The sequence below is a fragment of the Pseudomaricurvus alcaniphilus genome (assembly GCF_011440395.1).
Taxonomy (GTDB): Bacteria; Pseudomonadota; Gammaproteobacteria; order Pseudomonadales; family Cellvibrionaceae; genus Pseudomaricurvus; species Pseudomaricurvus alcaniphilus.
In genome coordinates this window covers 212,160-227,377 of the sequence record NZ_JAAOIX010000004.1, presented here as the reverse complement: position 1 = coordinate 227,377, position 15,218 = coordinate 212,160, and the positions used below count along the sequence as shown (strand labels likewise).

At 52.1% G+C, this 15,218-nt stretch carries 9 protein-coding genes; 5 read left to right on the top strand and 4 right to left on the bottom strand.

Going from position 1 to position 15,218, the window contains the following annotated elements; genetic code table 11:
- Positions 1-143 precede the first annotated feature (143 nt).
- The 5 genes from G8764_RS11005 to G8764_RS10985 all read left to right on the top strand — a co-directional run bounded on the left by G8764_RS11005 (position 144) and on the right by G8764_RS10985 (position 7,862).
- Positions 144-1,151, top strand: coding sequence for a DUF7064 domain-containing protein (locus G8764_RS11005; RefSeq protein WP_166164683.1), 1,008 nt, complete (start codon positions 144-146; stop codon positions 1,149-1,151).
- A 129-nt stretch (positions 1,152-1,280) separates the two neighbouring features.
- Positions 1,281-3,509 carry a TonB-dependent receptor domain-containing protein gene (locus G8764_RS11000; RefSeq protein WP_166164682.1) on the top strand — a complete coding sequence of 743 codons (2,229 nt, stop codon included), beginning with the start codon at positions 1,281-1,283 and terminating at the stop codon, positions 3,507-3,509.
- Between the two features lie 130 nt (positions 3,510-3,639).
- The gene (locus G8764_RS10995) at positions 3,640-4,422 is read left to right on the top strand and encodes a hypothetical protein (protein ID WP_166164681.1); all 783 of its coding nucleotides are present in this window, start codon (positions 3,640-3,642) and stop codon (positions 4,420-4,422) included.
- A gap of 135 nt (positions 4,423-4,557) precedes the next feature.
- Positions 4,558-6,027 (top strand): phosphotransferase family protein, encoded by a 1,470-nt coding sequence (locus G8764_RS10990; protein WP_166164680.1) that lies wholly within the window; start codon positions 4,558-4,560, stop codon positions 6,025-6,027.
- Positions 6,028-6,236: 209 nt separating this feature from the next.
- Positions 6,237-7,862 (top strand): phytoene desaturase family protein, encoded by a 1,626-nt coding sequence (locus G8764_RS10985; RefSeq protein WP_166164679.1) that lies wholly within the window; start codon positions 6,237-6,239, stop codon positions 7,860-7,862.
- An 853-nt stretch (positions 7,863-8,715) separates the two neighbouring features.
- Here G8764_RS10985 and G8764_RS10980 read toward each other — a convergent pair.
- From G8764_RS10980 to G8764_RS10965, 4 genes are all read right to left on the bottom strand, one after another.
- Positions 8,716-10,239, bottom strand: coding sequence for a phosphotransferase family protein (locus G8764_RS10980; protein WP_166164678.1), 1,524 nt, complete (start codon positions 10,237-10,239; stop codon positions 8,716-8,718).
- An 86-nt stretch (positions 10,240-10,325) separates the two neighbouring features.
- Complete coding sequence (locus G8764_RS10975) at positions 10,326-11,318, bottom strand: hypothetical protein (RefSeq protein WP_166164677.1); 993 nt, start codon at positions 11,316-11,318, stop codon at positions 10,326-10,328.
- 65 nt (positions 11,319-11,383) lie between these two features.
- The gene (locus G8764_RS10970) at positions 11,384-13,933 is read right to left on the bottom strand and encodes a TonB-dependent receptor (protein ID WP_166164676.1); all 2,550 of its coding nucleotides are present in this window, start codon (positions 13,931-13,933) and stop codon (positions 11,384-11,386) included.
- Positions 13,934-14,114: 181 nt separating this feature from the next.
- Complete coding sequence (locus G8764_RS10965) at positions 14,115-15,185, bottom strand: FecR domain-containing protein (protein WP_166164675.1); 1,071 nt, start codon at positions 15,183-15,185, stop codon at positions 14,115-14,117.
- Between the last annotated feature and the right edge of the window lie 33 nt (positions 15,186-15,218).

Here is a 15,218-nt window from a genome sequence, read left to right as displayed (position 1 = left end):
ACGCGTTATACGCCTTATTTTTCGCAGTTACGCCGGTAACCTAAGTGGTACTGGATTGTTTTGGTCTGGCTGTTAAAAATTTTATACAACAATATAGACTGAATCATACACTCGAATAACTTAACCTGGACCAGAGGCTCGATATGTCTGACGTGAAACCGTTTTTTTTAACACCAAACCCCGGATTTGGACAAGCAACGGAAAAAGATGATCTCTTACATCCGGAAAAAAACTCCCTGGTTGATCATGACTCCCTGACCGAAACCCAGTATTTTGGTTTCAGTGTGCCGGAGGCGGGCATTCACGCTCTTTGCTATATGTGGCATCGCCCTAATATGGGCATTGTCACCGGTGGCGCCTGGGTTTGGAAAGGCTTTAAGGACAGCGTGGTTCACTCCGAATTGTGCGATCTTCGCACCTATAAAGACACGGCATTGAATAACGATCTGCATGAGTATCGCTTGAACAATGGCTACGGAATAAAGATCCTGGAACCGCTGAAACGCTTCCATATGACCTACGCTGATCCGGCGGCCAATAATTCCATCGATATTATTCTGCAGGCCGTGTCACCGGTGGTTATGTTTGCTGACGGCAATCACTTCGAGCAGGCCATGCACGCCAAAGGCGAACTGGTATTGCGCGGTGAGCGCTACGAGGTTGACAGTTACAATATTCGCGATCGCTCCTGGGGCAAGCCACGTCCAGAGGACAATATGCCATTGCCACCAACCTCGTGGATGACGGCGACATTTAACGAAAATTTCAGCATCAACTGTAATGTATTCGATCAGGTTAGCCGTGCCCCGGAGTTGCAAGGCTCCAAATTTGCCTTTGCGGATGAAAACACGGTCAACGGTGGCTGGATCTTTCGCGATGGCAAGGTGGGGCGAATCGTTGCCGCAAAAAAACAGATTAGCCGCGCGAAGGGCACGCTATTGCCTGAATCCGTCGAGCTTGAAGCCAGCGACGATCTGGGCCGCACCGTGAAGATGACTGGCACCCTGGTCTGCTCATGCAACTGGTACACCTGGGCCAATGTGCGCATGGCCATCAGCTTGATGCGCTGGGAATGTGAAGGCATGGTCACCCACGGCGATTGCCAGGAAGCCATGTGGAACGACTACCTGGTGTATATGCAGGACAAATAGGTAGCCCCTGTAGCGTAAAAGACTTGAAATTATTTATTGCTTTATTACAATGTAACGAACGATATATAAAATAGTTGTTCAGGCTGTAGCTTTACTATCGTTACTGTATATAAAATTGAGGATATAATAGTGATTAATCAAGCATTTAAAGTCAGTGCACTGGCACTGGCAACCATGTCGTTAGTTTCAGCTAACAGCCACGCGCAGAGTGGTAATACACTTGAAGAAATTGTCGTGACTGCACAGAAACGTTCTGAAAGCTTGCAGGAGGTTCCGGTCGCCATTTCGGCATTTACGGCCAACACGTTGGAAAAGAAAGGTATCACTTCCACCGATGACCTGACCATTGTTACCCCGGGCTTGCAGGCCGGGCGTCAGACCAGTTCCAGTACACCTTATCTGCGTGGGGTCGGTACGCAATCGTCAGCGGCGGGTGATGAAAACAGTATTGCCATGTATGTGGATGGCGTTTACGCGCCAAGCGCCCGCTCCAATACCATGTCGTTCAATAACATTGAACGCATCGAGGTCTTGAAAGGCCCGCAGGGCACCTTGTTCGGGCGCAATGCGACCGGAGGCCTGATCCATGTGATTACCAAAGATCCGCAATATGACACTTCTGGCAAGGTGGAAGTTTCCTACGGCAGCTACGACACCAGCGGAGTGAAGCTCTACGCAACTGGCGGTTTGTCGGAAACGGTGGCCGTGGATTTTGCCGCTATATACGAACATCAGGATGAAGGGTGGGGCACCAATCGGGTTACCGGCCGGGATGTGAATCTATCCGAAACCCAGGCGTACCGCAGCAAGATCCTGTTCGAACCCAACGATGACACGCAGATCAAAGTGGGTATCAACTACTCCAGCAGTGAAGGCGATATTGGCATGACTCGCCAGGTCGCTCCTGGCGCCTTGGGGGGCGACGGACTCGGGGTCTTCCTCGGCTGCACCGCACCGGCCGCCGTGGGCGGGCTAGGTCTAACCGAGGCTGAGTGTGCGCCTCTCGCTGCGTCGCTGGCAACAACCTATACTGGCGACTGGTATGATTCCGCCACCGCCAGGACCACATTTTCAAACGCTGAAGACCAGGGCGCGACGCTGCACATCGAGCACAGTTTTGACGGCTTCGATTTCCTCAGCATCAGCGCTTATCAGTACAGCGATTACGAGCAGTTGATGGTGGTGGATGCTGCGGCGGGTCCCTTTCAGGATGCCGTACTCAACTACGACGTGGAGACCTATTCACAGGAGTTCCAGGTGACATCCTCCAGTGGAGAGCGGCTGGAATGGATTCTGGGCCTGTTTTTTATGGACTCTACCTCGGCCTACAAACCATTTTCGCTGTTTACCCCATTTTCACCGCCACCGGCGCCAACCGTTACCGCGACCAACTCCCAGGATACCCGCTCTATTTCGGCCTACTTCCAGGGGGGCTATGACCTGACCGATGCCACCAAGATAACCCTCGGGCTCCGTGTTACCCAGGACGAGCGTGACATGCAGGCCAACCTGACAGTATTTGATCCGTCTATGGGTTTTATACCGGTTCAAGCGGAGTTGAGTGAAGAGTGGGTTGAGCCTACCTGGCGCCTGGCGCTGGATCACCAACTGGATGACAGTACCCTGTTATACGCCAGTTACAGCCGTGGCTTCAAAAGCGGCGTATACAACCTGGCGGGCTTGCCCGCAGACCCGGTGGACCCGGAAATTCTGGACGCGTTCGAAATCGGCAGCAAGTCAGACCTGTTGGATTCCAGTTTGCGCTTAAACACCTCACTGTTTTTCTACCAATACAGCGATGTGCAGTTGCAACGCGTTGAAGGCGGTTCGGCCTTCCTGGTCAACGCAGCAGAAGCCGAAATTATGGGGCTCGAAATTGATGCTACGTGGTTGGCCACGGAAGCATTAACTTTAACTGCAGGCCTGGCGCTCACCGACAGTGAATACAGCGATTACCCTGACGCGACCTATAATACCCCCACCGGTTTTGGCGGCAACTTGCAGGCATCCGCTGATGCCTCCGGGAATGATGTTATACGAACGCCGGAATTCACCCTCAGTATTGGGGCTGATTATGCCTGGTATACCAGCAGTGGGGAAGTTGCCGCCAGTGTTCACTACTATTATAACGATGGTTTTTACTGGGAGCCGGAAAACCGCCTGCGGCAGGACGCTTACGAGATTGTGAACCTGGAGCTGGCCTGGGCAAACCCGGAAGAAACCTGGCAGGCGCGGGTCTACGCCAAGAACCTGCTGGATGAAGAGTATTCCTACTACAGCAATAGTTCCCAGGCGGGCGATGCCATTTCAGCGGCACCGCCGAGAACTGTTGGTGTGGCACTGGGCTACAACTTTTGATGGCACCAATAATGACACTGATTGACGGTGCACCTGGGCCAACCGTGAGCGAACCAATTCGCTTGCGGTTGGTGGCAACCGCGTCAACAAGCTGGCAAGCATCACTGCTAGCGGTCTTGGCGGGGTTAATATGACTGCATTGGATCTGCATTACACGCAGCCGCCGCCGGAACTGATTATGCCAGCGATGCCACAACTCGTGACCACGGTTATATACGGCATTGGCGCGCTGGTGTTTGTGATTTACGCCTTGCGATTGTGCGTCCGGCACAAATCGGCTATGCCGGTCTATTTTATTCTGGGAGCGCTGCTGAGCATTTATTTTGAACCGGTAGTCGACTTGCTCGGCAACGCCGTTCACCCACAGATTGGCCAGTACAATATTGTAACCAGCAATGGCCACCCGGTTCCCTGGGCGGTTTTTGTCGGATATGTGTGGTATTTCGCTGCACCGCTACTCTTGTGTTATGACCAGTTCAAGAGCCAGCAACTGTCTCCGTCTTTTGTCTGGAAGGTGTTCGCCGCAGTCGTGGTTGGGGCCGCTATTGTAGAGCAGATACCACTCTACTTCGGCACCTGGGTTTACTACGGCTACCAATCGATAAAAATCGGCTTTATACCGGTCTGGTGGGTATTTGCCAATACCGCGGCAGTACTGGTGCCGTTCCTGATTATTTACAAGCTGTTTCCTGCGCTTAAGGGCTGGCGTCAATTACTGGTCATTGTGCTTATCCCCAGCGGCGCTTTTATGGGCCACTCGGCAGCGGGGTGGCCAATGTACAATGCGCTGGGTACCAACACAGAAACTTTTCCACATTGGATTATTCAATGCGCCAGTTTGGCAGCGGTCGGTTTGTCGGTGATTGTCGTTTGGGTGATGTTGAAAATGGCAGATGTGCATGCGCCTGAATAGATATTGCGGCGCCGGCAAAGCTCAAACGTGTAGCGGGATATCGGTCCGATGCCGAGCATAAGACATTAAATGCGGCGCTGGTAACCAGGTGTACCTCGCTATCTAATACTCTTTAACTCAATAAATGGTAGAGCTATGAAACTCAATCCCAATGATCGGAAATTAGCGTTAGTTCTCAAGGCTATGGAAGATGTAGTTGTGCCGGAGCTGACCTCATCCGGTGCGCAGTCAGCCGCTGGAATGATCATCGCAACCTTGACTGACATTTTGAAACAGGAGCACGGCAGTGTAGCGATTCTGCAGGAATGCATTGGTGCGGGTGTCACCCTGGCCAATGAAATCTCGGCACAGCTGGGCAGTTCGAGTGCGGTCTCCGAATTGTCGCTCGCCGAAGCCGACAGTTTGGCAAAGCTATTGCCGCTCCATGAAACGTTGACCGCCGGCCTGGCGCAACTGTGCGAGCAGCTATCGGCATCGACGCTGCCGGCGGAATCGATCTCGGCCACGCTGCGACGAGCGGCGGAATGGGAACTGTCTTACTATACCTGCCAGGCGGCGCTGCCGGTGCCGGAACTGGCACGGGTCGAGACTGCTGGCTCGCCATTGAGTAAGGAGTTGCTGCAGGACTATTTGAACAGCCTGCAGCAGGATTCTGGCGATGGCATAGAAGTTACTGGTTTCCGGCCATTGCCCGGTGGCTTTGGCAAGCAAACTTACCTGTGTGAATATCGCGACCCTGATGGTGTGGATCACGACCTGGTGGTGCGTAAAACCGATCCGACTCCAATTATGATGCACGGTGCCTGTGATCTGGAAAATGAATGTGAGTTGTTAACCGCATTGGCCAAAGTGGATTACCCATCACCCAAGCCGTTACACTTTGCCGCGAGTTTTAAAGACGTAGACGGCAGCTTTTACACCATGGATAAAATTGCCGGCAGTCCACCTGGAGGCTTTTTGGATGGTGTCAGTGGCGAGGTCGACGAACGTGTATTTCTTGAGCTGGCTGAGCTCCTGGGGCGCCTGCACAGCTTGCCGATGGAAACCTTTGCCGATTACATTCACAAGTACGATGACCCGCGCATCCTGGAAGCAACCACTGAAGAGTGCTATCGCTATAATTTGGAGGGCTGGGAACGCTATATGCAGCAGCAAGAGCACCTGCCGTCACCTTATATGTTCTGGTTGTTGGACTGGCTCAAGCGCAATATTCCAAAGGATACGCGCAAGCCGATCCTGATACATGGGGATTTTAATATTCACAATGTACTGGTCGACGCTGATCGGGTGACAGCGGTGCTGGATTGGGAGTGCGCCGGCTTCGGTGCACCGGAGCAGGACCTGGCTTACATCCAGCCCCATATTTCGAAGCACATTGATTGGGATCGCTTTGTGCAGCACTACCGGGACCACGGTGGCAAGGATATTGATCCTGCCGCCATGCCATTCGGGCTGGTCTACTCGGCCTTGCGCACCAATTTGGCGGGTAATCGCGGTACTCACAACCTGCAGGTTGGGGCCAATGAAGATGTCCGCTACGCCATGGTTGAGCTTGGTTTTACTGCTTCTTTCATGGGTATGGCCTTGCAAAGCGCGAAGGGTTAAGTCTCGCGTTTTTTTATTTAATTTATATAACTAACGTTATTTTATTGGCGGTATTTTCTCAGTCGTTTTTTGTAGCTCGCGGTCGGGCTGCAGGTAAAAGGAAAGGCGCCGGTCAAGACAATGACCGGTAGTGGAGTACAGAGAACGGTTTCGCTATTGGTGGCTTGCCTAAGCCGAAAAAATAACATCATCAGTTTTCGAGGGTAAAGATGTTTGATTTTACGAGTTATAACGATACACAACTGGAAGGGAAAACCTTCGACGTTATTGTCGCCGGTGCTGGCCATAATGGACTTGTTTCAGCCTGCTATCTGGCAAAAAGCGGTTTAAAAGTACTGGTGATCGAGGCTCATGATACTCCTGGTGGCATGACGGCAACCAATCCCATGGCGCCGGAGGCACCGGAGCATATCATCAACGAAGCCTCCATCCACGCCTCGCTGTTCAGGCTCTCGCCTATTGACGCGGAGCTTGAGCTGTCCAGCAAATTTGGTTTGCGCCAGCGGCAGATTGATCCCTGCCACATTCAATTGATTTCTCCCGAAGGCGATGAGTCCTTCGCCATGTGGAATGATGCGCGCAAAACCGCTGAGGAAATCAAGTACTTTTCGCCCAAGGATGCAAAAGTATGGCTGGAAATGTCAGAAGTGATCGATTCGGCGTTTAAAATAGCCATGCCCATGATGTTGACCAGCCCGGTAAAACCCGGCTTCTCCGCGATCATGAAGTCGGTTGGATCGACTTTGAAGCACCTGCGACACCTCAAACCCATTATCGACATGGTGACCAACTCCCACGCCGGGCTGGTGGAGGAGATGTTCGAGGCGGACATTGTCCGGGCCGCCTGTTTAACGCCCTTGCCGTTTATGGATTTCAAGGTCGACACCTCCGGGTTTGCCATGGTGTATTTGGCCGCTTTGCAAAGTAGCGGTATTTCCATGTTTGAGGGCGGTACCGGCGCATTTCCCAGGGCCCTGGTGCGCTGCCTGAAACACTATGGCGGTGAATTGAAAACCGGTGCGCCCATTGCAGAAATGATTGCCCGTGACGGTGCTATCAAGGGAGTACGACTGCAGAATGGCGATGAAATTTTTGCGGCGAAAGGTGTGATTACGGCATTTAGCCCGAAAATGGTGCTTAATCATATGTTGCCTGAGGGTCTGCTGCCGGAAAAAATGCAGACTCGGGCCAAACGGATTCCGACCAACCAGCGGGGGCTTGGTGATTACAAGCTGAATATCGCGCTCAAAGGAAGGATAGAGCCCACTCGCCATATCAACTGGCGCAAGCAGCGCGGCTGGAGTGAGGATATGCGTTTGCCGACGCTGCAATGGCAAACCTACCAACAGGCACTGGATGCCTACGACGCCTGTATCCAGGGTGAGGTGCCCGAGCAAATCGGGGGCTTGTCACAGATCACCACGGCCTTTGATCCGAAGATGGCGCCAGAGGGGTGTGACACCTACTGGTTCTGGACAGGGTTAATACCGTCGCAGCCGAAAGCGGACTGGGACCAGGTTCGGAATGAGATAACCGCCAAGACCGTGAAAGATGCCGCTATCATCTATGAGGGTATTGAGGAACTGGAAATCGCCCGCCGGCCACTGGCGCCGCCGGATATCGAGAAGCGCTTTTTTGCCATCGACGGCAGCGTCTATCACGTCGAGCCGTACTTGACCCGCTTTGGCCCGGGCCGGCCAATGTTTGGTATGGCCGATTACAAAACCCCGATCCCGGGTTTGTACCTCAGTGGGTCTGGCACTCATCCCAGTGCGGGTATCTCCGGTATGCCTGGGCGCAACGCCGCGCTGGCGTTCGTAAAAAATGAAAAGTAGCTTACCCTGTAAAGTTATTATGCTCTAAGGTGAATGGCACTGACTTTAGGGCACTTCTATTCGTTGCTCGCGACTTCTGGTTTTTAATGCGTTCAGTTGAAAAGGCGTGTGACTGAGTCGAGCTGGTTGTCCGGTGCATGAGCGGTCCGGTGAATGAGCGCTTAACGCGCTTGGCTTCGTATACTGGTCTTGGCTAAGTGGAGGGGTTGCTGAGTGAGTAAGCATTTGGACCGGCCCGATTCTCGGCGGGGTGGAGGCGGTGCAGTTTTTTGTTTCTGGAAAACCTGTATGCAGCACATTCATGTGCTTAATAGGGCCAAGGATGACCCCTTAGGTGGAGAAGTTCTCACTCATTCAGTAGGTCCGGTAGAATAGCACTTAACCTTTCGCATAAATTTATCTTCAACACGTCTGAAGTGGCTTGAGCCCGGTTTATTTCCCTTTTTGGTGATAATCTTATTCAGAGGTAAAGAAAGCCCCTTCTCGACATTTGCTGGAGGAAGGTTTGGCCTAACAACTAGTGTGCAGGGATTATCCACAAACCATTGGGTAATCTCAGCCACTATCAGCAGTACTTCGTAATTCAAGAAAAATGTTAACGAACCTTTCTATTTGATCTCTGCAGCGCAAATAGCCGGCAAGAGTTTTTGCAACCAAGTTCAGTATCAGTTTTCGCTACTCTGTTCTCGGGCTCATTGATTGGTAATTATGAAGCCTTAGCAGGCGCGCGCTGAGCCGGTCTTGAGGTGGCCTATCAACGGAAAGGGGGCCTGCGCGGCTGAGTTGGAGCGGTATATTCTCCGGCGAATGAGTAATTCCGCGATTTGGCTAGCCGGAGAATATACCGAATGAGTTAAAGATCGAGTGCGAATTTAAGTGCCCGAGCCTGGTACTGCAGCAGTCGCTCAATCGAATGGGTGGCCACGCTGGCGACAATGGCGTCGTCCCGTGCACCGGTATGGTAGTAAGTACGCAGGCGGGTGGCATTGAGGATATGACGGGTAAACAGCAGTATACTGTAGTAGGCGACCGCCTCTGGGTCACAGGCGTTGGCATCCCCGCCGGCGCCGACGTACTGGGTCACAAAATCTTCCCATTTGAAGACGTCGCCAGCTACCATCATGCGTATCATGGCCAGGTCTTCAGCGGGATCTCCCTGGTGTGCCAGTTCCCAATCGACGACGGCAACCAGGTGGCCGTCGCGCACTAGATAGTTGTGCATGCCACAGTCGGCGTGGACCAGACCGCAGGGTCTGTTGTCTGGTAGTGGGCGTTGTAACAGCCATTCAAAACCCAGGTCGACGGCGATGGACATGGGCGGCCGAGAGATTGATTGCCATTCTGCTTGCAGTGCCGATATCTCTTCCAGCAGCGCTGCGCGGGCTTGCTGACGCTGCTCGATGCTGTGTTCTGTGAGCGCGGTTTTGCTGTGCAAGGTCGCCATAGTGGAAGCAATTTCCTGGCAAAATCCTGGGCCCACCCGCACTGGCTCCTGTTTTCTTTCCTTGGCGAAATAGGCGCCGGCAGGTGAAACATTCGCGACTTCTTCCATAAGCAAAAAACTGCCGCCGAGAATGGTTTCATCCTCCTCCGCGAGAATGGGGCGCGGCACCGGCAGCCCCAGCGAGTAAACTCGCTCCATGACTGGAAACTCGTCAAAAGATCGGGTGCCGGTAAAGCTCATAGCCAGGTCGCGACGCAATACTATGGTTGAGGGTAGAGCGTCGTTGGCAACGAGGGTGACTTTCGCCATCTGTTTAACGTAGCCGCCGTAGTAAGGTGTAAAATTGGTTATGATTATTTCCGGTAATTGTGGATATTTATTACGCAGATACTGTTCCAGTTTCGAGCAGATGGTGTCATTACTACTGGCGGCAACGTCTTCGGCCTGCTTTATAGTCGCGCAGTTCACACCGTTTTCAATTTCTTCCCATAACGAAAAGGCGGCTACACCGGCCTTTCGAAACCATTGCCACTCCTTTGAGTGGGCTTCCGTCACCAGGCCGTTGGCGCGAATCAAGGTGCTTTGTGAGAAGGTATTTTGCAATTGTGCCAGCGATGCTTCCAGTTTTTCCCTGGGTTTCATTTCGGCATTGAGCAATCCTGGAGAGGCGTTATTATTCGTACACAGTTCATCCAGTTCCTGCTGAATATTTTCCCACTCTGCCATATGTTCAGTTGCGATGACGTTACGGGCGGGGCTGAGGCGCTCAATCAAACGTCCAAGTACAAGATTGAGTGCATCGGCAACACGGCGGCCGGTATCATCCTCGATAGTTGGTCGCAGGTCGTTGGCAATTGCGTTTCGTACGGTATTGAGGTAACGCGCAGTTTCCTCGGAAATTGTGTCTGCAAAAATATTATTCGAAGTGGTCATCGTTTAACTCTTTAGTAGATAATTACTGCTGCCGAAGAAGTTCCTGCAGCGGCACACAATTGGTGGATTTTTTCAGCTGCTGCTCATTACAGCGGGGCGGTAGCGATACCTCGTTCCGACCAGCCAATGCCCGGGATGCCATCGCAGGTCATGCGTACGGACTCATCGTAGATACAGGCTACATTGCGGTGCTTGACGACCCCAAGGGCGGTATCGAACGGCATTAGCATCGAATAGGGAAAAATGTTGAGTACTTCGATAATTTCAATGTCCATTTGTCCTAATTCACTTTCCAGAATAACTTTGTGAGTTTTGCCCGCATCGCCGACTTTGGTTATCAATTCGGTATGCACAACTTTTGCGCTGTAAAGTTTCCCGTGCGCTATAACTGCAGCGGTTGATAAGCCCAGTTCAGTAGTATCCTGGGCGCGCATGGCGTAGAGAAAAAAGGCACGACCATCCGCAAAACTGCCGTTGATCCAGTTGTGTGCTCCGAAGTGCGTCATGTCGCGAACACCTCGGCTGTGGTCCCTAATCGAGTAGCCGTCGGACAAGTTAAAGGTCTTGCCGTCGTATTCAATGTGGCCATTTGACTTACCGATTTGTTCAATGTGTATGCCGCCTGCCATGGTTGCCGCTTCAGTGGATTCACCTTTCATATTCCATACCGGGGTATCGGAGTCGAACTGCAGGTTCATAACGCAACGCTTCGCCGGTGGTTCATTCAATGGGGCGTTGAGGACCAGAAAATCGCTGCTGGCTTCCGACATCGGGCCGTCAAAAGTTAATTGCACGGATCTTCCGGGCTCGAGAATGTCGTACTTTGAAAGGCATCCTCCGGGACCTTGTGCATCAGCGTTTCTGCCGTACCCGCGGTGAAATAAAAAGCGACCATCGGGAAAGGCTACCATAACAAATTCGCGCCATAGGGTAAGGTCTCCATGCCAGCGGCCGGTACTGTACATTACCGCTAAATTGGATTTGGAGTCGGTAAACATTGCCGCAAAATTTTCACTCCATAACGGCGTATCGGGTAAGACCTTAATGGGGTATTCATCGGGTCCGGTGTAGTGAGTCATGCTGTTCGCGCCCTCTTTAGTTGTTGTGGAACCGCTGCCTGAATCAGTAGTTCCACCGCTGTCAATTAAAAATTTATATTAACGCTGACACCGTAGGTGCGCGGCGCAGAAGGAATGATGAGGTCGCCGTATTCTGAGGATACACCTGAGCGCAAATAGTACTCATCGGTCAAGTTGCGGCCCCACAATACCAGGTTGTAAACCTCATCCATGGAAGTCCAACCCACTGAGGCATTGAGCAGGGTGTAGTTCTGCTGGTTGTGGCGATTGTCAGGAGAATAGTAGAAGCCGTCGTTGAACATGGCAGTCGCTGACAAAAGGTACTCACCGCTGGCAACCGGAATGTTGTAGTCGGCGCTCAGGCTACCAGAGAATTTTGGTGTGCGGACAGTATCCTTGCCCGAAGCGTTGATAACCACAGCTGCACCGGTTGAGGTAAAGGCCTGGAAGCTCTCATAGTCTTCGTATTCACCGTCGAGAATGGCGAAGCCACCACTGATGGTCAAACCTGGCATGGGCAGGTATTCAAAATCCAGATCAAAGCCCTGGATGACGGCTGCTGCTGCGTTACCGGTCTTGGCGGCACCACTGGCGAACGTCTGCACCTGGATGTCCGTGTAATCATAATAGAATACCGATGCGTTTAAACGCATACGGCTATCCAGTAATTCTGACTTTACCCCGAATTCATAGGCGTCCAGTTGCTCCGGGTTGTAGCCATTTTCTGTCGGTGCCGACAATAAGTCATAGCCTCCACTTTTTATTCCGCGGTTGTAGGACAGGTAGGCATGGGCGTTGTTGGAGAATGCATGATCCACTGCCAGGCGCCAAGTAAATTCTTCAAACTCCTGTGTGGCCTTTAAGTGCGGCAGCGACACGCCACCCAGCACAACATCACTTTCGAAGTCCTGGCTCTCGTTGGTGTAGCGTAGACCAGCGGTAAAGTCGGTGCTGTCGCTGATGGCAAAAGTGGATTGACCGTAAAGTGAATGGGATTGGGTGCGTTGTTCAGAATCGAAATCGGCTAAAATTCCTGGGGAATAAAAGGCGGCTAACTGACCGTGACTGTAACCGGCGGTATTTTCAAAGTAGAACGCACCCAGCAACCAGTCGATATCCGAATCTGACGCTGATATCAATTGAAACTCTTGGGAAATGTTGTGCTGATTCAACGGCAATTCTGCGTCCAGAACCTGCAGGGCAATGGCGTCGGTGTCAAACGCCAGTACACCACTAGCTTCGCGGTAGGATGAAATGCTGACAAACTGGGCCCAGTCAAACTCGTGATTGATGCGCAGGGAAGCGCCACTTTGTTTAGCGAGTAAATCATTCAAACCGCCATCATTGAGGACAACGTTGCTGGCCGTATCGTAATCGCCCGCGGGTGGGGCAGCGCCATCCTGGCCATTGATGCCTTTGTCCAATTGGTAGTCGACACGAGAACCTTGCGCGCGGTTGTAATCTGCAGAAAAACGAATCTCAGTCACATCGCTGGGTGTGTAGAGTAATTTACCGCGTATGCCAAAATTACGCTGTTTGTATGTGTCTTCGCCCAGAGTTTGGTTGGTGCCCCAGCCCTCGCCTTGATAATCCGCTTGAATCGCCAGGTCGGCTGCCAGGTTGTCAGTCAAGCCGCCGGTGATATAAAAGGAACCCATCGACGTTTGAAAGTTGTCGTAACCCAGCTGAATGTTACCTGAGGAGTCATGTTCCGGATCACGGGTGACCACCTGGATGACACCGCCGGTAGCGTTGCGTCCAAAAAGGGTGCCCTGAGGTCCTTTTAGCACCTCGACGCGCTGGATGTTATTAAAGTTGGTATAGTTGGCGAAGGGTGCGGCAATATAAACACCATCAACATACATGGCCACGGATGGCTCATCGTTAGGGTTACCGGCATTGGAACCCACGCCGCGCAGGTAAGGTGTGCCGGCCGCACCAGTGGTGGTAAAGTCAAGGCCTGGTACCACCGCTTGCAAGGATGCAGTATCGATAACACCCTTGTTCCTCAGGTCATTGCCCGACATTACATTGACTGCAATAGGGACATCTTGCAGGCGCTCGTCTTTACGCTGTGCGGTTACGATAACCTCTTCGAGTGTCGATGACAGTTGGCGTTCTTGGGCTGTCACGGCGTCAACACCGCCGAGCAGGGTGGTAAAAAATGCGGCCACGCCGGTCAATTGTCTTTTACTTATATTCACGGTTGCTTCCTTATCTGGGGCATCTGCGGCTGCAGCAATTATCACAGTCAGCACGCCATTCGGTTCCAGAACCGGCCTAATACCGGTGCCTTTGAGTAAAATCTTCACCCCGGACTTTACCGTGTGACGACCACTCAAGCGGTTCGAAACCTTGCCCCGGACTTTGTCATAGGGAAACAAAATCGGTTGCTCTGCCTGGCGGGCAAACTCATTTAATGCTGTAGCCAGATCCTGTTTGGGGATGTTAAAACGGTGGATCTTTCTTGATCCATCGGCAGCAATTGCCAAGGGTATAAAAATGATCAGTAGCAGCGCGGCAACGCCCTTTACCATCGATTTAAATCCGACGAGAAATTGTGCAAAATCCTCAAACCGGTGATGCAAGTTATAGATGTGTTGCTGTTTCGACATAAACATTGTCAGTTAATAGGACAGGCGCGGAAGGTGAATCTGCCATAGGAAATATTTAATATTTTGTTTTTGAGTTTACCCGGACTTTTATATTGTTTTATCGTTCTACCGCCCGGAAGCCAGGCAGATTATTGCTATAGGGTCGCCATAATAATTCCAGGAAGCTGTTATTTGGCAGGAATTACAGTTGGCTGTTTTTCCCCAGCAAGACCAGTTTTGGATTAACCCGGGTGACTTTAATGTCAAAGCTGTTTTGCAGGGCGTCCAGCATGGCGTGGGTGTCTCCCGTGCGAAAATAGCCACCAATGGCAATGTTGGCGATGTCGGCGTCATCAATAATAATGCGGGTGTCTGTATAGCGAGTAACTTGCTCAATGACCTCGGCCAGGCGCTCACCATTGAACATTAGCATACCTTTTTGCCAGGCCAGTTTGCGATGAATTTCTTCGGGTTGCAGTTGCCGCACAGCTTGAACACTCTTGTCGATTTTTGCTGATTGGCCCTCACTGAGGGATATTCTGGACGCTGCTGGAGCCGGGGTCCTGTCGGCGAGGGTGGTAAAAAATCCATTAGTCGCGGGGGGGGCAGCATTAATTTCGACCACACCTTCGGTCACCAGCACATCGGCAATGTCGCGACTGTAGTCAATGTTGAACGCGGTTCCGACGGCGGTGACGGAAGCCTCGCCGACCCGCACGGTAAACGGCCGCTGGTTGTCTTTTTTAACATCGAACTGGGCCTCTCCCTGTTGCAGCACGATCAACCGAGTGCTGCCGGAATAGACGACCTTTATGCGGGTGTTGGTATTCATTCGCATGAGGGAGCCATCGGCGAGGGTCATGGTTCGCTGGGTGCCGACCGGGGTGACATAAGTTTTTCCGAACAGCTCTAGCTGCCAACTTAAAAAGACCAGCAGCAGGGTACAGGCCATGGCAGCATAGGCTGTTAATTTTCGTGCCAGCCGTGTGCTGATGCTCTTGGTGCATTGTCGCCACCATTGTGCCAGGCGGCATACCGCAAGAGGCTCAGCCTTGCCGGATGGGAGTAATTCAGAAAGCACTTTGAGCTCATCCGTCACCCCCCAAATTTCAACCATTTCCGCAAATGCCTTGCGGTGAGAAGCACTTTCAGCCAGCCATTGTTGTAATTGTTCTACTTCATGTTGGGTTAGGGCAGAATTATCCATACGCACGACCCATTCACTTGCGGTCTCGAGAATTTGCTCACGGTTTCTGATATTTGTAACTGTCACACCTGCTACCTGTTGCTACCGACCCCTGGATTT